General features: G+C 71.7%; 18 protein-coding genes. 13 read left to right on the forward strand and 5 right to left on the reverse strand.

All coding sequences use genetic code 11. The features are described from left to right. Positions 1–25: 25 nt before the first annotated feature. Positions 26–2,029 (forward strand): TIGR03960 family B12-binding radical SAM protein, encoded by a 2,004-nt coding sequence (locus VIG79_RS12840; protein WP_331886189.1) that lies wholly within the window; start codon positions 26–28, stop codon positions 2,027–2,029. 111 nt (positions 2,030–2,140) lie between these two features. On the opposite strand, the gene VIG79_RS12845 is transcribed toward VIG79_RS12840, so the two are convergent. The 3 genes from VIG79_RS12845 to VIG79_RS12855 all read right to left on the reverse strand — a co-directional run bounded on the left by VIG79_RS12845 (position 2,141) and on the right by VIG79_RS12855 (position 4,518). Next, a complete protein-coding gene (locus tag VIG79_RS12845) occupies positions 2,141–2,509 on the reverse strand; it encodes a VOC family protein (RefSeq protein ID WP_331886191.1) in 369 nt (122 codons plus the stop codon). A gap of 118 nt (positions 2,510–2,627) precedes the next feature. Beyond that, entirely contained in the window at positions 2,628–3,161 is a 534-nt protein-coding gene (locus tag VIG79_RS12850) for a DUF4916 domain-containing protein (protein ID WP_331886193.1), read from the reverse strand. A 31-nt stretch (positions 3,162–3,192) separates the two neighbouring features. After that, on the reverse strand, positions 3,193–4,518 hold the full coding sequence (locus tag VIG79_RS12855; RefSeq protein WP_331886195.1) for an FAD-binding oxidoreductase: 1,326 nt from the start codon (positions 4,516–4,518) through the stop codon (positions 3,193–3,195). A gap of 301 nt (positions 4,519–4,819) precedes the next feature. Here VIG79_RS12855 and ileS point away from each other — a divergent pair, with 301 nt between their 5' ends. The 12 genes from ileS to VIG79_RS12915 all read left to right on the forward strand — a co-directional run bounded on the left by ileS (position 4,820) and on the right by VIG79_RS12915 (position 17,932). Next, entirely contained in the window at positions 4,820–8,065 is a 3,246-nt protein-coding gene (ileS, locus tag VIG79_RS12860) for an isoleucine--tRNA ligase (RefSeq protein WP_331886197.1), read from the forward strand. Beyond that, positions 8,065–8,562: a GNAT family N-acetyltransferase gene (locus VIG79_RS12865; RefSeq protein ID WP_331886199.1), complete on the forward strand. Its 498-nt coding sequence runs from the start codon at positions 8,065–8,067 to the stop codon at positions 8,560–8,562. The genes ileS and VIG79_RS12865 overlap by 1 nt, the downstream gene beginning before the upstream one ends. Further along, positions 8,559–9,953, forward strand: coding sequence for a folylpolyglutamate synthase/dihydrofolate synthase family protein (locus tag VIG79_RS12870; protein ID WP_331886201.1), 1,395 nt, complete (start codon positions 8,559–8,561; stop codon positions 9,951–9,953). The genes VIG79_RS12865 and VIG79_RS12870 overlap by 4 nt, the downstream gene beginning before the upstream one ends. 96 nt (positions 9,954–10,049) lie before the next feature. Continuing rightward, positions 10,050–10,832, forward strand: a complete 783-nt coding sequence (locus VIG79_RS12875) for an alpha/beta hydrolase (RefSeq protein WP_331886203.1) — start codon at positions 10,050–10,052, stop codon at positions 10,830–10,832. Between the two features lie 46 nt (positions 10,833–10,878). Continuing rightward, on the forward strand, positions 10,879–11,268 hold the full coding sequence (locus VIG79_RS12880) for a DUF4233 domain-containing protein (protein ID WP_331886205.1): 390 nt from the start codon (positions 10,879–10,881) through the stop codon (positions 11,266–11,268). Positions 11,269–11,278: 10 nt separating this feature from the next. Next, complete coding sequence (gene ndk / locus VIG79_RS12885) at positions 11,279–11,704, forward strand: nucleoside-diphosphate kinase (RefSeq protein ID WP_331886207.1); 426 nt, start codon at positions 11,279–11,281, stop codon at positions 11,702–11,704. Continuing rightward, a complete protein-coding gene (locus VIG79_RS12890) occupies positions 11,701–12,174 on the forward strand; it encodes an HIT family protein (RefSeq protein ID WP_331886209.1) in 474 nt (157 codons plus the stop codon). Before ndk ends, VIG79_RS12890 begins: the two co-directional genes overlap by 4 nt. A gap of 189 nt (positions 12,175–12,363) precedes the next feature. Then, positions 12,364–13,398: a rod shape-determining protein gene (locus VIG79_RS12895; protein ID WP_331886211.1), complete on the forward strand. Its 1,035-nt coding sequence runs from the start codon at positions 12,364–12,366 to the stop codon at positions 13,396–13,398. Further along, positions 13,395–14,222: a rod shape-determining protein MreC gene (gene mreC / locus VIG79_RS12900; RefSeq protein ID WP_331886213.1), complete on the forward strand. Its 828-nt coding sequence runs from the start codon at positions 13,395–13,397 to the stop codon at positions 14,220–14,222. The genes VIG79_RS12895 and mreC overlap by 4 nt, the downstream gene beginning before the upstream one ends. Further along, positions 14,219–14,725: a rod shape-determining protein MreD gene (gene mreD, locus VIG79_RS12905; protein WP_331886215.1), complete on the forward strand. Its 507-nt coding sequence runs from the start codon at positions 14,219–14,221 to the stop codon at positions 14,723–14,725. The genes mreC and mreD overlap by 4 nt, the downstream gene beginning before the upstream one ends. Next, entirely contained in the window at positions 14,722–16,740 is a 2,019-nt protein-coding gene (locus VIG79_RS12910) for a penicillin-binding transpeptidase domain-containing protein (RefSeq protein WP_331886217.1), read from the forward strand. The genes mreD and VIG79_RS12910 overlap by 4 nt, the downstream gene beginning before the upstream one ends. 55 nt (positions 16,741–16,795) lie before the next feature. Further along, entirely contained in the window at positions 16,796–17,932 is a 1,137-nt protein-coding gene (locus VIG79_RS12915; RefSeq protein WP_331886219.1) for an FUSC family protein, read from the forward strand. 26 nt (positions 17,933–17,958) lie between these two features. Here VIG79_RS12915 and rfbB read toward each other — a convergent pair whose 3' ends face one another. Further along, positions 17,959–18,954 (reverse strand): dTDP-glucose 4,6-dehydratase, encoded by a 996-nt coding sequence (gene rfbB, locus VIG79_RS12920; protein ID WP_331886221.1) that lies wholly within the window; start codon positions 18,952–18,954, stop codon positions 17,959–17,961. Next, a complete protein-coding gene (locus VIG79_RS12925) occupies positions 18,951–19,763 on the reverse strand; it encodes a GntR family transcriptional regulator (protein WP_331886223.1) in 813 nt (270 codons plus the stop codon). The genes rfbB and VIG79_RS12925 overlap by 4 nt, the downstream gene beginning before the upstream one ends. Positions 19,764–20,133: the final 370 nt, after the last annotated feature.

The raw sequence follows: 20,133 nt of genomic DNA on the forward strand, positions 1-20,133 counted from the left end.
GCGGCCGCGCTCCTAAACTGGACCGATGCCGACCACCACGACCCGCGGGGCCTCGATCTGGCCCACCCTCGAGCCGCTGCTCGAGCGGGTCGGTAAACCCATCCAGTACGTCGGCGGCGAGCTGAACTCGACGACCAAGGACTGGAACTGCGGCGGCTTCGGTCCCTCCGGGGACGAGCTGACGGTGCGCTGGGCGCTGATGTACCCCGACGCCTACGAGGTGGGCGTTCCCAACCAGGGCGTCATGATCCTTTACGAGGTCCTCAACGAGCGGCCGGACGCCCTCGCCGAGCGGACGTATGCGGTCTGGCCCGACCTCGAGGCGCTGATGCGGGAGTCGGGCGTGCCGCAGTTCACCGTCGACAGCCACCGTGCGCTGGGCGACTTCGACGTGCTCGGCGTCTCGTTCTCCACCGAGCTGGGCTACACCAACCTGCTCACCGCGCTCGACCTCGCGGGGATGCCGCTGCACGCGGCCGACCGCTCCGAGGACGACCCGCTGGTCATCGCCGGTGGGCACGCCGCGTTCAACCCGGAGCCGATCGCCGACTTCATCGACGCCGCCGTGATCGGCGACGGCGAGCAGGCCGTGCTGACGATCACCGACATCGTCACGGACTGGAAGGCGTCGGGCCGGCCGGGCGGGCGGCACGAGCTGCTGCTCCGGCTGGCCCGCACGGGTGGCGTCTACGTGCCGGCGTTCTACGAGGTGTCGTACCTCGCCGACGGCCGGATCCAGCGGGTCGCCCCGCGGGCCGGGCTGCCCGGCGTGCCGTGGCGGGTCTCCAAGCACACCGTCATGGACCTCGACGCATGGCCGTACCCGAAGCAGCCTCTCGTCCCGCTGGCCGAGTCGGTGCACGAGCGGATGTCGGTCGAGATCTTCCGGGGCTGCACGCGCGGCTGCCGGTTCTGCCAGGCGGGCATGATCACGAGACCGGTGCGCGAGCGGTCGATCACCGGCATCGGCGAGATGGTCGAACGTGGTCTGGCGACAACGGGATTCGAAGAGGTGGGCCTGCTGTCGCTGTCGTCGGCCGACCACTCCGAGATCGCCGACATCACCAAGGGGCTGGCCGATCGCTACGAGGGCACCCAGACCGGGCTGTCGCTGCCGTCGACCCGTGTCGACGCGTTCAACATCGACCTCGCCAACGAGCTCACGCGGAACGGGCGGCGGTCGGGTCTGACGTTCGCGCCCGAGGGCGGTTCCGAGCGGATCCGCAAGGTCATCAACAAGATGGTGACCGAGGAGGATCTCATCGCGACGGTCAGCGCGGCCTACGGCGCGGGCTGGCGGCAGGTGAAGCTCTACTTCATGTGCGGGCTGCCCACCGAGACCGACGAGGACGTGCTCCAGATCGCCGACCTCGCGAAGCGGGTCATCGAGACCGGGCGGCGCGTGTCGGGGCGGCGCGACATCCGGTGCACCGTGTCGATCGGCGGGTTCGTCCCCAAGCCGCACACGCCGTTCCAGTGGGTCGCGCAACTGGGGGCGGAGGAGACCGACGCCCGGCTGGCCAAGCTGCGCGGCGCGATCCGCAGCGACCGCCGGTATGCGTCGGCCATCGGCTTCCGCTACCACGACGGCCAGCCCGGGATCGTCGAGGGCCTGCTGTCCCGGGGCGACCGCCGCGTCGGCAAGATCATCGAGGCCGTGTGGCGCGACGGTGGCCGGTTCGACGGCTGGAGCGAGCACTTCTCCTACGAGCGCTGGATGCGGTGCGCTGGGCAGGCGCTGGCGGAAGGGCCGGTGGACGTCGCCTGGTACACCACCCGTGACCGTGACCAGTCCGAGGTGCTGCCCTGGGATCACCTCGACTCCGGCCTCGACAAGGAGTGGCTCTGGGAGGACTGGCAGGACGCCCTGGACGAGACCGAGGTGGACGACTGCCGGTGGACGCCGTGCTTCGACTGCGGGGTGTGCCCGCAGATGGGCACCGACATCGAGGTCGGTCCGACGGGCAAGACCCTGCTGCCGCTCACCGTGCTCGGCGCCGGCCGAGCGGCGCTGGCCGAGACGCACTGAGTCGAAGGCGCGCACCTGCTCACCGCGTGTGCGCACACCTCCGGGTCGACGCGCAGACCGTGCGCGGTATGCGCGCTGACCACAACGTCTGCGCAGACGTTGCGCCAGGCGTCAGGTGCCGGCGTACTCGATCACGCCCACGAGGTTGCCGGACGGATCGGTCAGGAAGGCCAGGTCGCCGACCGACGGGATCGTCGCGCGCTCCATGACCACTGCGCCACCCAGCTCCCCGACGCGAGCGAGGACATCACCCAGGTGGTCGACCTCGACGGTCACCTCCGGACCGTTGGTGCGGACGCCCGGCAGCAGCTCGCGCCGCGTCTGGACGGCCGCGACGAACTCGGCGGCCGGCGGCAGGACGGTCCGCACGAAGCCCGGGTAGTACGGCTCGAACCGCCACTCGAACAGTCCCTCGTAGAACGCCCGCGTGGCGTCCTCGTCGTCGGTGTTGAAGGCGACGTGCGCGACCCGACCCGGCATCGGCGCAGTGTGTCACCCCGACGTGGGAACGGCCACCGAACGCGGTGTCGGAGTGCGCCGCAACCGCTGCGCGATCGGCACCCCGGGTCGGGCTCCGCTGTCACCTGCGCCCGGCCGGTCAGAGCGGGTGGCCCACGTGGGCCAGGGCCTGACGCAGCAGCACCCCGTGGCCGCCGTCCATCTCGCCGAGCGCGGCGAGCGCGGCGGCCTCGTCAGGGGTGACCCACGCCAGGTCGAGCGCGTTCTGCTGCGGCGAGCAGTCGCCCATCACCGGCACCACGAAGGCCAGCGCCACCGCGTGCTGCCGAGGGTCGTGGAACGGCGTCACGCCCGGCGTCGGGAAGTACTCCGCCACCGTGAACGGCTGCGGCGACAGCGGGATCCGCGGCATCGACAGGGGACCGAGGTCCTTCTCCACGTGCCGGATCAGCGCGTCCCGGATCCGCTCGTGGTAGAGCACCCGCCCCGAGACGAGCTCCCGGTCGATCGTTCCCTCGGACGACGCCCTCAGCAGCAGCCCGATGGTCGTGACGACACCTCGTTCGTCGACCCGGACCGGAACCACCGACACGTAGACGATCGGCAGCCGTTCTCGGGCGTCCCGCAGCTGTTCGCGGGTCAGCCAACCGGCCGAGGTCTCCGTCTCGCTCATGGCACGGTTCTACCAGCAGGGCGCACCTCGGTCAGAGGACCTTTCCGGGGTTCATGATCCCGAGCGGGTCGAACACCGCCTTGACCGCCCGCTGTCGGGTCATCTCGGCCTCGCCCAGCTCCAGGGGGAGCCACCTGGCCTTGAGCGACCCGACACCGTGCTCGCCGGTGATGGTGCCGCCCATGGCGAGCGCCTCCCGGAGCAGGCCGTCGAACGCCGCCTCCGCTCGTCGGCGGCTGTCGGGGTCGTCCAGGCGGAAGAAGAAGCAGGGATGCAGGTTCCCGTCGCCCCCGTGCCCGGACAGCGTGACGTCGACGCCGTGCTCCGCGCCGAGCCGGTGTCCCGCCCGGATGAGGTCGGCCAGCCGCCGGATCGGCACGCAGACGTCCTCGGTGAAGTGCGGACCCTTGAGCTCCTGGGCCGCGTGCAGCGCGCGCCGGCCCGCCATCAGCGCGTCCGCCTCCTGCGGGTCGTCGGCCACGGCGACGTCCAGCGCCCCCGCGTCGGCGAGCACCGACGCATACCGCTGCACGTCCGCGGCCGTGCCACCGGGACGGTCGGACTGGACGATGACCGCTCCGGCGCACCCCGCGGGGAAGCCGTAGTCCGCGAGACGCTGGACCGAGTCGATCGTCGGCCCGTCGAGCACCTCGATCAGCGACGGTCCCGGCCGTTGGGCCCGCAACGCCACGACGCCGGCAGCGGCCGCTTCCAGCGTCCCGAAGGTGGCGAGCGCGGTGAGCGGCGGGTCCGGCGCCGGTACCAGGCGCACGACGACCGACGTCACGACCCCCAGCAGCCCCTCGGACCCCACGAACAGACCGGTGAGGTCGAGTCCCGCGACGCCCTTGGCCGTCCGGCGTCCGGTCCGCATCACCGCTCCGCCGGGCAGGACGACCTCGAGGCCGCGCACGTAGTCGGCCGTCACCCCGTACTTCACGCAGCAGAGCCCGCCCGCGTTCGTCGCGACGTTGCCGCCGATCGTGCAGCTCGCGGACGACGCGGGGTCCGGTGGGTACGCCAGCCCAACCGCCGCGGCGGCGGCTTTGAGCGACGCGTTGACCACGCCGGGACCGACCACCGCGATGCGCTCGAGCTCGTCGAGCTCCTCGATCGTGTCGAGGCCCTCGACGTTGAGCACCAGGGACCCCTCGGTGGCGACCGCGCCGCCGGCCAGGCCGGTCCGGGCGCCTTGGGGGACCACGGGCCGGCGCGTCGCCCCGGCTTCGCGCAGCACCTCGACCACGTCGGCCCGGTCGCGGGCGCGCACCACCTCGAACGACGCCGGCGGGACTGCCCCCAGGGACGAGTCCACGGCATACCCTGCGGCCACGTCCGGGTCGGTGACGGTACGCATGTCCCGACACTATGTCGGTCGAGCGTCAGAGCCCGTCCCGGCTAGACTGACACCACAGGCGTCTGAGCCGTCATCAGCGGTGAGCCTCCGGAAGAACCGAGTGCGTGCGCTCGCAGTAGACCCGGACGGGTGGGCCCGTCACAGCCTTCGGCAAGAGCGGTCGTATGCGAGTCCGGGACCTCCTGGGCCGGTGTGCGGCAAGCGGGGTGGTACCGCGGTGACACCGGACCGGTGGCGTCGTCCTCGGTTGACACGCATGACCAGACCACCCGCATACCCGATCCGCAGGAGCCGACCTCTGATGAGCGAGCAGTCGTCGCCGTACCCGTACGTCCCGTCCAGTCCGCGCTTCCCCGAGCTCGAGGAGCGGGTCCTGAAGTACTGGGACGAGGACGGGACCTTCGTCGCGTCGGTCGAGAACCGCGAGGCCGGCGTGGACGGTGCGAACGAGTTCGTCTTCTACGACGGCCCGCCGTTCGCCAACGGGCTGCCGCACTACGGGCACCTGCTCACCGGCTACGTCAAGGACATCGTCCCGCGCTACCAGACGATGCGCGGCCGGCGGGTCGAGCGGCGCTTCGGCTGGGACACGCACGGGCTGCCCGCGGAGCTCGAGGCGATGAGCCAGCTGGGGATCAAGACCAAGGAGGAGATCCTCGACCTCGGCATCGAGGCGTTCAACGCCAAGTGCCGCGAGTCGGTGCTGCGCTACACCGATGACTGGCGGGCCTACGTCACGCGCCAGGCGCGCTGGGTCGACTTCGACCACGACTACAAGACGCTCGAGCCGGACTACATGGAGTCGGTGATCTGGGCGTTCAAACAGCTGTACGACAAGGGACTGGTCTACGAGGGCTTCCGGGTCCTCCCGTACTGCTGGAACGACCAGACGCCGCTGTCCAACCACGAGCTGCGGATGGACGACGACGTCTACCAGAACCGCCAGGACCCGGCAGTGACCGTGGGCCTGCGTCTGGAGACCGGCGAGCTGGCCCTGGTCTGGACCACCACGCCGTGGACCCTCCCGGCGAACCTCGGGATCATGGTCGGCCCGGACATCGACTACGTCGTCGTCGAGTCCGACGTGACCGGCACGCCCGAGCGCTACGTCATCGGGGAGGCGCGGCTCGCCGCCTACGCCAGGGACCTCTTCCCGGACGGCGACGACCCTCAGGAGCACGTCGTCGAGCGGCTCAAGGGCACCGACCTGGTGGGCCGGAAGTTCCTACCGCCGTTCGACTACTACCTGGGGCACCCCAAGGCGCATCACGTCTTCCCGGCCGAGTTCGTCACCACCGAGGACGGCACCGGGCTGGTCCACACGGCGGGCGCGTTCGGTGAGGAGGACAAGATCGTCACGGATGCCGCGGGCATCGACCCGGTCGTCCCGGTCGGCCCCGACGGGCGGTTCACCTATCCGGTGACCGACTACGAGGGCCTGCTGGTCTTCGACGCGAACCTGCCGATCATCGACCACCTCAAGGCGCGCACCCGCGGCGAGGGCGACCACGGCGCGGTGACCGCCGGCACCGTGCTGCTGCGCCGTGAGACCTACGACCACCCGTACCCGCACTGCTGGCGGTGCCGCGAGCCGCTGATCTATATGGCGGTCTCGAGCTGGTTCGTCGAGGTGACCAAGATCAAGGAGCGGATGCTCGAGCTCAACGAGGGGATCTCGTGGACGCCCGACCACATCAAGCACGGGCAGTTCGGGCGGTGGCTGGAGAACGCCCGCGACTGGTCGATCACGCGAAACCGGTTCTGGGGCAGCCCGGTTCCGGTCTGGCGTTCGGACAACCCGGCCTACCCGCGGATCGACGTCTACGGCTCGTTCGAGGAGCTGGAGCGTGACTTCGGGGTCGCGGTCACCGACCTCCACCGCCCGTACGTCGACCGGCTGACCCGGCCGAACCCCGACGACCCGACCGGCCACTCGACCATGCGCCGCGTCGAGGACGTCATGGACGTGTGGTTCGACTCCGGGTCGATGTCGTTCGCCCAGGTGCACTACCCGTTCGAGAACCACGACTGGTTCGAGCACCACTTCCCGGGCGACTTCATCGTCGAGTACATCGGGCAGACCCGCGGCTGGTTCTACACGCTGCACATCCTCGCGACCGCGCTGTTCGACCGGCCGGCGTTCTCGTCGTGCGTCTCGCACGGGATCGTCCTGGGCTCCGACGGCCAGAAGATGAGCAAGTCGCTGCGCAACTACCCGGACGTCTCCGAGGTCTTCGACCGCGACGGCGCCGACGCGATGCGGTGGTTCCTCATGTCCTCGCCGATCCTGCGCGGAGGCAACCTCATCGTCACCGAGCAGGGCATCCGCGACGGCGTGCGCCAGGTGATCATCCCGCTCTGGAACGCTTGGTCGTTCTTCTCGTTGTACGCCAACGCCGCTCGCGGTGGGGAGGGGTACCACGCGCAGTGGTCGACGGCCTCGACCGACGTGCTCGACCGCTACCTCCTGGCCAAGCTCCGCGAGTTCGTCACCACGATGCAGACCCAGATGGACGCGTACGAGATCGCGAACGCCTGCGACACGATGCGCTCGTTCCTCGACGTGCTGACCAACTGGTACATCCGGCGGTCGCGCGACCGGTTCTGGGGCGGAGAGGACGAGTCGGCGACGGCGGCGTTCGACACGCTCTACACGACGCTCGAGACGGTATGCCGCGTGGTCGCCCCGCTGCTGCCGCTCACCACCGAGGAGATCTGGCGCGGCCTCACCGGCGGACGGTCGGTGCACCTCACCGACTGGCCGTCGTACGACGACCTGCCCGAGGACCACGCTCTGGTGGCGTCGATGGACCGGGCGCGCGAGGTCTGCTCGACGGTCTCCGCGCTGCGCAAGGCCAGCCAGCTGCGAGCTCGGCTGCCGCTGGCCGCGCTGACGGTCGTCACGGCGGATCCCGCTGCGCTGCAGGGGTTCACCGACGTCATCCGCGACGAGGTCAACGTCAAGGAGGTCCGCCTGGTCGACCTCGGCACGGCCGACGAGGCGGGGTTCGGGCTGACGCAGCGGCTGGTCGTCAACGCCCGCGCGGCCGGACCCCGGCTCGGGCGCGACGTCCAGACGGTGATCAAGGCCAGCAAGTCCGGCGACTGGCGGGTCGACGACGACGGTGCGGTCTACGCTGCCGGCCAGCGCCTGGAGCCCGGTGAGTTCACGCTGGAGCAGGACTACCTCGAGACCCGGCCGGACCAGCACGCGTCGGCGCTCCACGGCGGAGGGGCCGTCGTCCTCGACACCGCGGTGACCGAGGACCTGGCTCGGGAGGGGCTCGCCAACGACCTGGTCCGGGCGGTCCAGCAGGCCCGTCGCGACGCGGGCCTGCACGTGAGCGACCGGATCTCGCTGACCGTGACGGGGGACGAGGCGGTGTTCGACGCGACCGTCGCCCACCGCGACCACCTCGTCCGCGAGACACTGGCCACCCAGTTCGGCTCGTCGCCGAATCTCGACGACCTGGCGGCGGACGACGGCGCGGCCGACGTGACCGTCGGCGACGGGCACCCCGCTCGTGTCCTGGTAAGGAGGGTCTGATGCCGACCGTGGTCAACGTATTGGTCCGCCGGGCCGTCGAGAACGACCTCGACGCCATCCTGTCCGTCGGCCACCGCACCTGGCCGCCGACCTACGAGCCGATCGCCGGCGCCGACTACGTGACGATGGGCCTGGCCAAGTGGTGGAGCGCCGAGTCCACGCTGCCCGCGATCCGCGCCGGCCGGATGACGGTGGCCGAGGTCGACGGTGACGTCGTCGGGGTCGCGAGCGCCGGACCTCACGAAGGACACCTCGTGCTCTGGAAGCTCTACGTCGTGCCCGAGCACCAGCGCAGCGGCATCGGGGCGAGGCTGCTCGAGGCGGTCGTCGAGGGCGCCCGGGGCATTCATCCCGAGATCCGGCTGGCCTACATCGAGGGAAACGTGGCGGCCCGGGACTTCTACGCCCGCAAGGGTTTCGTCGAGGTGGACCGGGAGCCCGGATCCGGCGGACTGCCGGACACCGTCTGGATGTCGCGACCGGTGGCCGCGGGATGAGCGACAGCCCGCGGCCCAAGCGACCCAGCGGCCTCACCACCCCGGACCCGAACACCCTGCGGCGGCTGCTCGACGTCGAGCAGGCGATCCTCTCGCGTACGTCCGAGACCGACATCGACCCTACGCTCGACACGGTGCGCGAGGTCATGGACCTCCTCGGGGACCCCCAGCGCTCGTACCCCGTCATCCACCTCACCGGGACCAACGGCAAGACGTCGACGACCCGGATGATCGACTCGCTGCTGACGGCGCTGGGCCTCACGACGGGTCGGTTCACCTCGCCGCATCTGCACTCGTTCCGCGAGCGGATCACCATCGGTGGCGAGCCGATCGACCCCGAGCGGCTGGTCGAGGTCTACGACGAGGTGCAGCCGATGGTGCAGCTCGTCGACGACCGCGCGGTGGCGGCCGGCGGCGAGCCCCTGAACTTCTTCATGATGTCCGTGGTCCTCGCCTACGCGGCGTTCGCCGACGCCCCCGTCGACGTGGCCGTCGTCGAGGTCGGCCTGGGGGGCACGTGGGACGCGACCAACGTGGCCGACGGCCAGGTCGCCGTGGTGACGCCGGTGGCGATCGACCACGCGCGGCTGCTCGGATCGACGGTCGAGGAGATCGCGACCGAGAAGGCGGGCATCATCAAGCCGGGGGCGATCACCGTCTCGTCGATCCAGGAGCGGGACGTCGCGGAGATCCTCCTCGAACGCGCCAACGAGGTCGGATCCCGGATCGTGTTCGAGGGCAACGACTTCGGCGTGACCGCTCGCGAGGTCGCGCTCGGCGGCCAGCAGCTGACGCTGCGCGGGATCGCCGGGGAGTACCCCGACATCTACCTGCCGCTGCACGGCGAGCACCAGGCGAGCAACGCCGCCACCGCACTGGTGGCGGTCGAAGCCTTCCTCGGCGGCGGCGAGCAGCGTCTCGACCTCGACATCGTTCGGCAGGGGTTCGCCGACGTCACGTCGCCCGGACGACTCGAGATCGTCCGCCGGTCGCCGACCGTGCTGGTCGACGCCGCGCACAACCCCGCCGGTATGCGCGCGCTCCGGGCCGCGCTGAGCGACGCCTTCACGTTCACCAAGCTGGTAGGGCTGGTCGCGATCTTCTCCGACAAGGAACCGGCCGAGATGCTCGAGATCCTCGAACCGGCCGTCGACCACGTCGTCATCACCCGCAACACGTCTCCCCGCTCGATCCCGCCACGCGAGCTGGGCCGGATCGCCAAGGAGATCTTCGGCGAGGACCGCGTGACCGTGGAGGAGTCGATGCCCGACGCCATCGACGCCGCGGTCACGCTGGCCGAGGAGGACGGGATGGGCGGGGGAGTGCTCGTCACCGGCTCGGTCGTCACGGCCGCCGACGCCCGCCTGCTCCTCGGCGCCGACGACACCTGAGACCTCTCGGACATCTTGCCCAGCCGGGCGGTCCTGCCCGGCGGCTCCCGTTCGTGGAGTAGACGTCACGCACCTCCGATCCTTAAGGACTTCGCCATGAGCATCGCCCCGACCAGCACCGGCTACGCCGACGTGAACGGGCTCCACCTGTACTACGAGACCTACGGGTCGGGTGCCCCGCTCGTCCTGCTCCACGGCGGCATGCTCACCATCGACCTCAACTTCGCGAGCCTCATCCCGGCCCTGGCGCAGACGCATACCGTCATCGGCGTCGAGATGCAGGGGCACGGGCGCACCGCGAACATCGACCGGGAGATCACCTACGCGAACCTCGCTACCGACATCGTGGCGCTGCTGGACCACCTCGGGATCGAGCGGGCGGCCGTGCTCGGGCACAGCATGGGCGGCGGTGTGGCGCTGGAGATGGCGGTCAACCACGCGGACCGCGTGAGCGCGATCGTGCCGATCTCGGCCAGTGTGAGCAAGGACGGGATGCACCCGGACCTGCTCGACCCGTCGACCTTCGAGACGTCCTCGATCATGCCCACGGCGCAGGACTTCGCGGACTTCAAGGGGGCGTACGAGCGCCTGTCGCCGCACCCGGAGCAGTTCGACGCGTTCCTCATGTCGCTCAGCGGCATGGACGCCGACTTCGCCGGCTGGACCGACGAGCAGCTCGCGGGGATCAGCTGTCCCGTGCTGATCGTGCAGGGCGACAACGACTTCACGACCGTCGCGCACGCCGGGGTGATGCTCGCGAAGATCCCGAACTCGACGCTGGCGGTCATCCCCGGCACGACGCACATGCAGGTGACGCGGCGGGACACGATCCTGCTGCCGGTGCTCGAGCGGTTCTTCGCCGCTCACCCGGGGGTGTGACCGGCGGGTTCGGCCGGTAGCCGGTGCGCCGCCTACCCTGAGTCGTATGGCCGCCGTCCCCTTCTACGGCGCGACCGGGAAGTTCACCTGGCGGATGGGTGCGGTCGTGCTGGCCGCGCAGTCGCTGATCGTGTTCCTCGGCGCGCTGGTGGCGCGGACACTGGCGGTGGCGAACGGAGACGCCGCGTCGGGCGCATACCTGCTCGTGGGGTGTGGCCTGGCCGTGGCCTGCATTGTTGTGGCCGGGCTGATGCGCCGGCCGTTCGGGGTAACCCTGGGGTGGCTGATCCAGGTGGCGACGTTCCTCTGCGCGTTCGTGCTGCCGATGATGTTCATCGTCGGCGTGATCTTCACAGCGCTCTGGGTCGTCTGCCTGTGGCAGGGGCAGCGGATCGACGCGATCCAGGCCGGCCGGGCGGCGGAGGCGGGCCACTAGGGTTGGGCGCGTGACGGCGACGGAGCGTTCCCTGGTCCTGGTCAAGCCCGACGGCTTCTCGCGCGGACTGACGGGGGAGGTGCTCCGGCGGATCGAGACCAAGGGGTATGCGCTCGTCGCTCTGGCCATCACGACGCCCGACCGTGAGAGGCTCGCTCGCCACTACGCCGAGCACGAGGGCAAGCCGTTCTACGAGCCGCTGGTCGAGTTCATGTCGTCCGGGCCGGTGACCGCGGTGGTCATCGAGGGACACCGCTGCATCGAGGGGTTCCGGGCGCTCGCGGGGGCGACCGACCCGACCGCCGCTCTGCCGGGGACGATCCGCGGCGACCTCGGACGCGACTGGGGCCTCAAGGTCCAGCAGAACATCGTCCACGGCTCCGACAGCCCCGAGTCGTCGGCCCGCGAGATCGGCATCTGGTTCCCCGACCTGTGACCGCCGCGGGTCCGCACCCCGACTGCTACTCCTGCCGCCAGGAGGGTCTGGCGGTCCCCGTGCCGCGCGAGGAGATCTGGCTCAGCGAGGTGTGGCGGGTGGCGCACGCCTTCGACACCTCGATGCCGGGATGGCTGGTGGTGGTGCCGCGCCGGCACGTGACCGCGTTCGCGGAGCTGAACGTGGTCGAGGCGGCCGAGCTCGGCCCACTGCTCGTGACGTTGGGGCGCGCGCTGGCCCATGTGGTCGGCTGCGTCAAGACCTATGTCGTCCAGTTCGCGGAGGCGGAGGGGTTCGAGCACCTGCACGTCCACGTCGTTCCCAGGGCGGCCGACCTCGCGCCCGAGCTGCGTGGGCCACGCGTCTTCGCGTTGCTCGGTCGACCCGAGGCGGAACGCGTGCCCGTGGACGAGCAGGACCGGATCGCCCTGGACGTCCGGGCCGGCTGGGACCGGTTCGCGAGGTCCTGAGAGCGGCGCCCGCCTGGCGATCGTGGGAACACGTTGACGGCGGCCCGGTCGTTCGGGGGTGGCCACCTTCGCCTCGCCGCGACCGCGGTCCGCCCGCCTACCAGTCACTCCAGTCACAGTGGTCACACGTTCGGCAACACGCGGCGGATGGGCGGGGAACCTCTCCGGGCCCACCCGAGAATCGCCGACATGACCTCGGTGTCGCGTCCCGCCATCCTGGGGCGCGATCTCGCCGTCGACCTCGGGACGGCGAACACCCTGGTCTACGTGCGTGGTCGCGGCGTCGTCCTCGACGAGCCCTCGGTCGTGGCCGTCGAGGCGGGGAGCAACCGCCTCGTCGCGGCCGGTACCCGCGCCAAGGAGATGGTCGGCCGCACCCCGGCGTCGGTTCGCGCCGTCCGGCCGCTGCGCGATGGCGTCATCTCCGACGCGGACCTGACGGAACGGATGCTGCGCTGGTTCATCGACCAGGTGCGCCCGAGCCGGCTGGTCCGCCCGCGGATGGTCGTCTGCGTCCCGAGCGAGGTGACCGGCGTCGAACGGCGGGCCCTCGAGGACGCCGCGACCCGGTGCGGTGCGCGTCGGGTCTACATCATCGAGGAACCCATGGCCGCCGCCATCGGCGCCGGCCTCCCGGTCAACGACACCGCCGCGTCGATGGTCGTCGACATCGGCGGCGGTACCACCGACGTCGCGGTGATCAGCCTCGGCGGCATCGTCTCGGCGCGGTCGATGCGGATCGGCGGCGACGAGATCGACGAGGCGATCGTCGCCCACGTGAAGAGCGAGTACTCGCTGCTGCTCGGCGAGCGGAGCGCCGAGGACATCAAGACCGGCGTCGGCTCGGCCTTTCCGCTGGCCGAGGAGCTCACCACCCGCATCCGCGGGCGGGACCTCGTGACCGGGCTGCCCAAGGTGGTCACCGTCTCGTCGCCCGAGGTACGCCGCGCCATCGAGACCCCGGTCATCCAGATCGTCGAGCTGGTCCGCACCACCCTCGACGTCTGCCCGCCGGAGCTGGCCGGCGACATCGTCGACCGCGGCATCACGCTGACCGGGGGCGGCGCCCTGCTCCGCGGCCTCGACGAGCGGATGCGTCACGAGCTCGGCGTCCCGGTCCACGTCGCCGACGACCCCCTGCGCAGTGTCGCCCTCGGGGCCGGCCGGTGCGTGGAGGAGTTCGGTGCGCTGCAACGGGTGCTGGTCACCAGCGAGTACCGGTGACGCCCCTCGCCCGTCGGCGCCTCCTCGTGGCGCTCCTCCTCGCGACCGTCGTCGCTGTCGTGCTCGACCTTTCGGGCTCGGGGCTCCCGGTCCGCGCCCGGTCGCTCGCCGCCGCCGCGGTCGGACCGGTCCAGCGGTCGGTCGCCGGGGTCGACCGGAGCGACGGCGCCCGGCTCGAGGAGGAGAACGCCGTCCTCCGCGCCCGACTCGTCCAGGCCGAGGCTCGGCTGGCCCAGTCCGACGCCGCCGGCCGGCTGCTCGCCTCGCCCTCGGCCGGTGCCGGCCACCTGCTCCCGGCCCGCGTGGTCGCCACCAACACCACGGTCACCGGTGGCCGTCAGGTGACCGTCGACATCGGCCAGCGCGACGGGGTCGAGCCCAACCTCACCGTCGTCGCTGCCGACGGCCTGGTCGGACGGGTCGTCAGCGTCGGCCCGTGGTCCAGCGACATCCGCCTGCTCGACGGCGCGGACGCCGCCGTCGCGGTCCGGGTCGGCTCCGGCGTGCTCGGCAGCGTCGCGGCCGGCCCTGCGGGCGACCTGGCCCGCTCCCCGGGCGACCTCACGCTGAGCCTCGTCGACCGCTCGACCGTCGCGGTCGGGGACCGCGTGACGACCCTGGGCAGCGTCGGGGGTCGTCCCTACGTGCCGGGCATCGTCGTCGGGACGGTCACCTCCGTCGACCTACCCCGCGGTCAGCTGACGGCCACGGCCGCCGTCCGCCCCGCGGTCGATCCGAGCCGGCTCGACGTCGTCGCGGTCGTCCTCCCCTCGCCGCCCGCGACCGGCACCGCCGGCGCCGCCGCCGTCAAGGCGCAGTCGTGATCCCGCGGCTCAGCCTGCTTGGGCTGCTCCGGACCGGTGCGGTGCTGCTCGCCGCACTGGCTGTCGCCACCGTGCTGCCCCGTTTCGGCGTGCCCGCGAGGTTCCGGCCGGACCTCGTCGTCCTCCTCGTGGCGGCGTCCGCCGTCGTCCGCGGACCCGCGCAGGGTGCCCTGCTCGGGCTGGCAGCCGGCTGGGTGGTCGACCTCGTCCCGCCGGGCGGCTCACCGCTCGGGCTCACCGCGCTGCTGTATGCCGCGGCCGGCGCCGCCGCGGGCCTGTTCCACCGCGCCGCCCACCGCAGCCTGCTCGGCGCGTTGCTCGGGCTGGCGGCCGGCACCGTCGTCGTCGAGCTCGGTGGGGTCTGCGTGGCCATCCTCGGGGACGGCACGGTCGACCTCGTCGCCGCGGCGACGCGGACGCTCGTGACCCTGGCCGTCGGGCTGCTCGCCCTGCCGGCGCTGCTCGGAGTGGACCGCGCCCTGACCCGTCGACGACTCGCGTGACGTCGCACACCCGCCGTCGCCGACCGACCTCGGTGCCGCGGCTCGTCGTCGTGGCGGCCCTGGTGGTCTCGGTGTTCGCGCTGCTCCTCGGCCGGCTCGGGCAGGTCCAGGTTGTGCAGCGGACGGCGTATGCGGGACCGGCCGCGGTGTCGCTCGAGACCCGGACGACGGTCCAGCCGGCGGTCCGCGGCCGCATCCTCGACGCGCAGGCTGAGCCGCTCACCGACAACACCTCGAGCGTCGCGGTGACGGTCGAGCGCCGGGCACTCGTCGAGGCGACGGACGGTGGCCGCGCGCTCGTCGACCGCATCGCCGCGGGCCTGGACCGGCCAGCCCAGCCGCTCTGGGAGCGGACCTTCCTCTGCGGGTCACCAGGCGCAACGCCGCCCCCCGCCTGCTTCAACGGGTCCGCCTACCAACCGATCCCGCTTGCCGAGAACGTCGACCCGGCGCGGGCGCTGAGCCTGCTGGAGCAGCCGGAGAACTACCCGGGTGTGGGCGTCGTGGCCGAGCCGGGCCGTACCTACCCCGCGCCGCACGCCGTCAACGCCGCCCACCTGCTGGGCTACGTCGACCGGGCCACCGCCACCGACGTGACCGGCAGCGACGGTGCGGTCACCGCGGACGAGACCGTCGGCCGGGACGGGCTGGAGGCGCAGTACGACGGGGTCCTGCGCGGGACGCACGGCACCACGTCGGTCGCGGTCGACCCGCGCGGCGTCGTCGTCGACCGGCTGGCGACGACCGCCCCGGTCGCCGGCCGGGACGTCGTCACGCACATCTCCGCGCCGGTCCAGGCCGCCGCCGAGCAGTCCCTCTCCCAGGCGGTCGCCACTGCCCGCAGCGGCGGGTTCGCCGCGGACTCCGCGGCCGCCGTCGTCCTCGACGTCACCGACGGGGCCGTTGTCGCAGCGGCGAGCTACCCGGAATACGACCCGAAGGTGTGGTCCGGCGGCATCACGCAGGCGAACCTCGACGCCCTGCGGAACCCGGCGGCCGGCACCCCGCTGGTCTCGCGGGTGACCGGCGCGACGATGCCGCCGGCCTCGACGTTCAAGGTCGTCTCGACGACCGCGGCGGCGGCGATGGGCGTCGACCTCAACGGGAAGTATGACTGCACCTCGACGTTCCAGGTGGGGGACCGGGCCTTCGCCAACTACGAGTCCCATGACTACGGCGTCCTCACGCTGCAGCGCAACATCGAGGTCTCGTGCGACACGATCTGGTACCGGTTCGCGTACCAGTCCTGGCTCGCGCAGGGCGGACTCGCCGCCCAGGACGACGGTGCGGACCCGTTCGTCACGGCGGCCAAGGCCTACGGGCTCGGCGTCCGGACCGGCGTCGACCTGCCCGGCGAGGTGGCCGGTCGGGTCCCCGACCGCGTGGGGAAGCGCTCGACGTGGGAGGACACGAAGTCGCAGACCTGTGCACGGGCGGCGAGCGGCTATCCGGATGTCGCGGCCACGGACCCGGCCCGCGCCGACTACCTCAAGGCGCTCGCCGTCGAGAACTGCGACTCCGGCTGGCAGTACCGAGCCGGCGACGAGGCGAACTTCGCGATCGGCCAGGGCGACGTCGCCGTCACCCCGCTGCAGCTCGCTCGGACGTATGCGGCGGTGGCCAACGGGGGGACGCTCTGGGTCCCGCAGGTGGCGGCGGCGACGCAGAACCAGGACGGGTCGGCCCGCACCCCGATCCCGCCGGTCGCCGCGGGGACGGTTCCGCTGACACCCGAGGTCCGGGGGTTCCTCGTCGGGGCGCTGCAGGGGGTGATGACGTCGGGCACGGCGAGCGGTGTCTTCGCCGGGTGGCCGCAGGCGGACTACCCGCTGGCCGGCAAGACCGGGTCCGCGGAGGTGTTCGGCAAGCAGGCCACGAGCTGGTTCGCCTCGTTCGGGCCGGTCACGACTCCGCGATATGCGGTCGTCGTCATGGTCGCGCAGGCCGGCACCGGCGCGAGCACCGCGGCCCCCGCCTCGCGGGCGATCTGGGACGCGCTGCGGGCGGCCGGCTGACGGCCGGCACACCGCCGACCGGACCGTCCGCGTACCCGATGGGAGGATCGGCGACATGAGCTCGGCGTGGTCGGACCACCGGATCGACGCCCTGATGGACCGCGCCTGGCGCCGCAGCCGGACCTCCGTGCGCGAACGGGTCGACCGGGTCCGCGGCAAGGCGTGGCACATCGGTCAGTGCGCTATCGCCGCAGCGGTCGCATGGTTCCTGGCCAGTGGCGTGTTCCACCACCAGGCACCGGTGTTCGCCCCGATCGTCGCGGTCGTCTGCCTCGGGACGACGTATGCGCAGCGCCTGCGTCGTGTCGCCGAGATCACCGTGGGGGTGGCCGTCGGGCTGATCGTCGCCGACCTCTTCCTCATGCTGGCCGGGACCGGTGCGTGGCAGATCGGGGTGATCGTCCTCGTCGCGATGTCGGCGGCGCTGTTCCTCGACGCGGGCGGTCTGCTCGTGACCCAGGCGGCGGTGCAGTCGATCTTCGTCGTGGCGTTCGTCGCGACTCCGGGCGCTGCGCTGACCCGGTGGTTTGACGCGGTCATCGGTGGAGCCGTCGCGCTGCTCGCCGCCGCCGTCGTCCCGGCGGCGCCACTGCGGCGGCCACGGAGCCAGGCCGCCGTCGTCGTCCGGACCATCTCCACGCTGCTCCGCGACGCGGCCCAGTGCACCCGGGACGGCGACGTCCAGCGCGCCGCGCGAGTACTGGCCTCTGCGCGGGCTACCGAGGCGCCGCTGCGCGAGCTGCAGCGCGCGGCCGACGAGGGGCTGGCGGTCATCGCGTCGTCGCCGTTCCAACGCAAGCACAAGGAGAAGGTCCGCAGCGTCGCCGAGCTCGTCGAACCGCTGGACCGGGCCATCCGCAGCACCCGGGTGCTCTGTCGTCGGGTCGCGGTCAACGCGGACCGCCAGATCCATGTGCCGGCGTCCTACGCAACGCTGCTGGACGACCTCGCCGACGCCACCGACATCGTGGCGCGGGTCCTGGGGGAGAACTCCGCCGCGGCCATGGGTCAGGGCGGGATCGTCCGGGTGGGGCGGGCCACCGGTCGCCTGGAACGCGGGTCGCTGTCGGTGGACGTCCTCCTCGTCCAGATCCGGTCGCTCATCGTCGACCTGCTTCAGGTGACGGGAATGGACTACGAGGAGGCCGTGGCCGTCATGCCGCGGATCCCCGAGGAGCTCCCCGGCACCTGACGGGGCCGGCGTCGGAAGGCGAGCGGTCAGCGTCCGAGGCGCTCGTAGACCTTCTCGGACTGCGCGCGGGCGCCGGTCCACCAGTCCTCGTTCTCGCGGTACCAGTCGATGGTCTGGGCGAGCCCGGCCCGGATGTCCTGGTACTGCGGCCGCCACGAGGTCTCCGCACGGAGCTTGCTGGAGTCGATCGCGTATCGCAGGTCGTGCCCCGGGCGGTCGTTCACGTGCTCGAACCAGTCGGTCGGCTTGCCCATCAGCTCGAGGAGGAGCCCGATGATCTCGCGGTTGTTCTGCTCACCGTCGGCACCGATGAGGTACGTCTCGCCGAGCCGGCCCTGCTCGATGATGGCGACGACGGCGTCGTTGTGGTCGTCGACGTGGATCCAGTCGCGGACGTTGGCGCCGGCGCCGTAGAGCTTCGGCTTCACGCCCTGGAGGATCCCCGTGATCTGTCGGGGGATGAGCTTCTCGACGTGCTGGCGGGGGCCGTAGTTGTTCGAGCAGTTCGACAACGTGGCCTTGACGCCGAACGACCGGATCCAGGCGCGCACCAACAGGTCGGCGCTCGCCTTGGACGACGAGTACGGCGACGAGGGGTTGACCGGCGTCGACTCGGAGAACCGGTTCGGGTCGTCCAGCTCGAGGTCGCCGTAGACCTCGTCGGTCGAGATGTGGTGGATCCGCTTGTCGTGCTTGCGTACCGCCTCGAGCAACCGGTACGTCCCGATGATGTTGGCCTCCACGAACGGCCACGGGTCGTCCAGGCTGTTGTCGTTGTGCGACTCGGCGGCGAAGTGGACGACGAGGTCGGTGCCGGCGACGAGCCGGTCCACGAGCGCCTCGTCGGCGATCGACCCCTCGACGAACTCGATGTCCGACTCGACCGCGGCCAGTGACGCGCGGTTGCCCGCGTACGTCAGGGCGTCGAGGACGGTGATCTCCCAGTCCGGCCGGGTCTCGCGGACCCGGAGGACGAAGTTCGAGCCGATGAACCCGGCTCCGCCGGTGACGAGGACCTTCATGCGATGTGCTCCTTGGTATGCGGTTGACGGGCTTGAGGGGAGGGGACGGCGTGGATGCCGGTGGGCTCGGCGGTCGCGGCGGCGCTGCCGCTCGGGCCCGAGCTGAACTCGACCTCGAGGGCGAACCGCTGGGCGAGGTAGCGGTGGTCGGAGAGGGCGAGAACGCGGCCGGTCGGGTCGGCGGCGAACCGGCGGACGAGCAGCAGCGCGTCGCCCGGAGCCACTCCGAGCAGCTCGGCGTCCTCGGCGCTGGCCAGGCCCGCGGTGACGACCTGCCGGACCGTGGCGATGCGGTGCCCGTGGCGGGTCAGCGTCTCCCAAATACCGGGGCGGGTCGCAGCGTCCCGGCTCACCGGGCCGGCCAGGTCGGCCGGGACCCACTCGCGGACGACGTCGAGACCGTCGCCGTCGACGGTCCGCAGCGACCGCGCGAACAGGACCTCGGTGCCCTCGTCGATGCCGAGCGAACCCGCGAGGGACAGGGGCGCGGGCCGGTACCCGAAGTCCACGACGTGACGGTCGATGGTCTTGCCGGCCTCGGCCACCGCGGACGCGGCGTGCCGGAACGAGCCGAGGGCCAGCCGCTGGTGGAAGGCCGACCCGGTCACGAACCAGCCGGCTCCGTGCCGGGACTCGACGAGCCCCTCGTCCCGCAGGACCTCGAGGGCGCGCCGCACGGTCGGGCGTGACACCGCATACCGGGCACAGAGCTGCGACTCGGAGTCGAGCGCGCCGACGTCCCCGAACTCCCCGAGGGCGATGCGCTCCCGGAGGTCGTGGGCGATGGTGGCGAACCGCGAACTTGTCATTAACTTGTAAGTTACAGCACGTATGCGTGAGATGCCATAACCCTGACAGCGGCCCACGGTCAGGAGCACACTGGACCATGACCGAGACGCCACATCGTGAGCCGGGTCAGGAGGTACGACGGCCCGGTCGGTGGTCGTGCCGGTTGCACCTCTGGCACCGATGGCGCACGCACCGCTACCCCGAGAGCGAGTCCCGCTACCAGGAATGCCTCGACTGCGGGAAGCAACGGGATGTCCCGATCGGCGTGGGTGGCCCCGTCTGACCCCGATGGCTCAGCCGGCCTGGGGCGTCGGTTCCGCTGTCAGGCCGGAACAGCCGCGTAGGCCCTCCCACCGGTCGGTGGCCGTGGTGGCCGCCGCTCCGGTCAAC

The sequence above is a fragment of the Lapillicoccus sp. genome, from assembly GCF_036559105.1.
Lineage (GTDB): Bacteria > Actinomycetota > Actinomycetes > Actinomycetales > Dermatophilaceae > Lapillicoccus.

Excerpts from the sequence above, each read along its gene's own strand:
- VIG79_RS12925 (WP_331886223.1), bottom strand. The coding sequence starts at position 19,763 with ATGACAAGTTCGCGGTTCGCCACCATCGCCCACGACCTCCGGGAGCGC.
- rfbB (WP_331886221.1), bottom strand. The coding sequence starts at position 18,954 with ATGAAGGTCCTCGTCACCGGCGGAGCCGGGTTCATCGGCTCGAACTTC.
- ileS (WP_331886197.1), top strand. The coding sequence starts at position 4,820 with ATGAGCGAGCAGTCGTCGCCGTACCCGTACGTCCCGTCCAGTCCGCGC.
- VIG79_RS12880 (WP_331886205.1), top strand. The coding sequence starts at position 10,879 with ATGGCCGCCGTCCCCTTCTACGGCGCGACCGGGAAGTTCACCTGGCGG.
- VIG79_RS12840 (WP_331886189.1), top strand. The coding sequence starts at position 26 with ATGCCGACCACCACGACCCGCGGGGCCTCGATCTGGCCCACCCTCGAG.
- VIG79_RS12855 (WP_331886195.1), bottom strand. The coding sequence starts at position 4,518 with ATGCGTACCGTCACCGACCCGGACGTGGCCGCAGGGTATGCCGTGGAC.
- VIG79_RS12850 (WP_331886193.1), bottom strand. The coding sequence starts at position 3,161 with ATGAGCGAGACGGAGACCTCGGCCGGTTGGCTGACCCGCGAACAGCTG.
- VIG79_RS12845 (WP_331886191.1), bottom strand. The coding sequence starts at position 2,509 with ATGCCGGGTCGGGTCGCGCACGTCGCCTTCAACACCGACGACGAGGAC.
- VIG79_RS12895 (WP_331886211.1), top strand. The coding sequence starts at position 12,364 with ATGACCTCGGTGTCGCGTCCCGCCATCCTGGGGCGCGATCTCGCCGTC.
- VIG79_RS12915 (WP_331886219.1), top strand. The coding sequence starts at position 16,796 with ATGAGCTCGGCGTGGTCGGACCACCGGATCGACGCCCTGATGGACCGC.
- VIG79_RS12870 (WP_331886201.1), top strand. The coding sequence starts at position 8,559 with ATGAGCGACAGCCCGCGGCCCAAGCGACCCAGCGGCCTCACCACCCCG.
- VIG79_RS12865 (WP_331886199.1), top strand. The coding sequence starts at position 8,065 with ATGCCGACCGTGGTCAACGTATTGGTCCGCCGGGCCGTCGAGAACGAC.
- VIG79_RS12875 (WP_331886203.1), top strand. The coding sequence starts at position 10,050 with ATGAGCATCGCCCCGACCAGCACCGGCTACGCCGACGTGAACGGGCTC.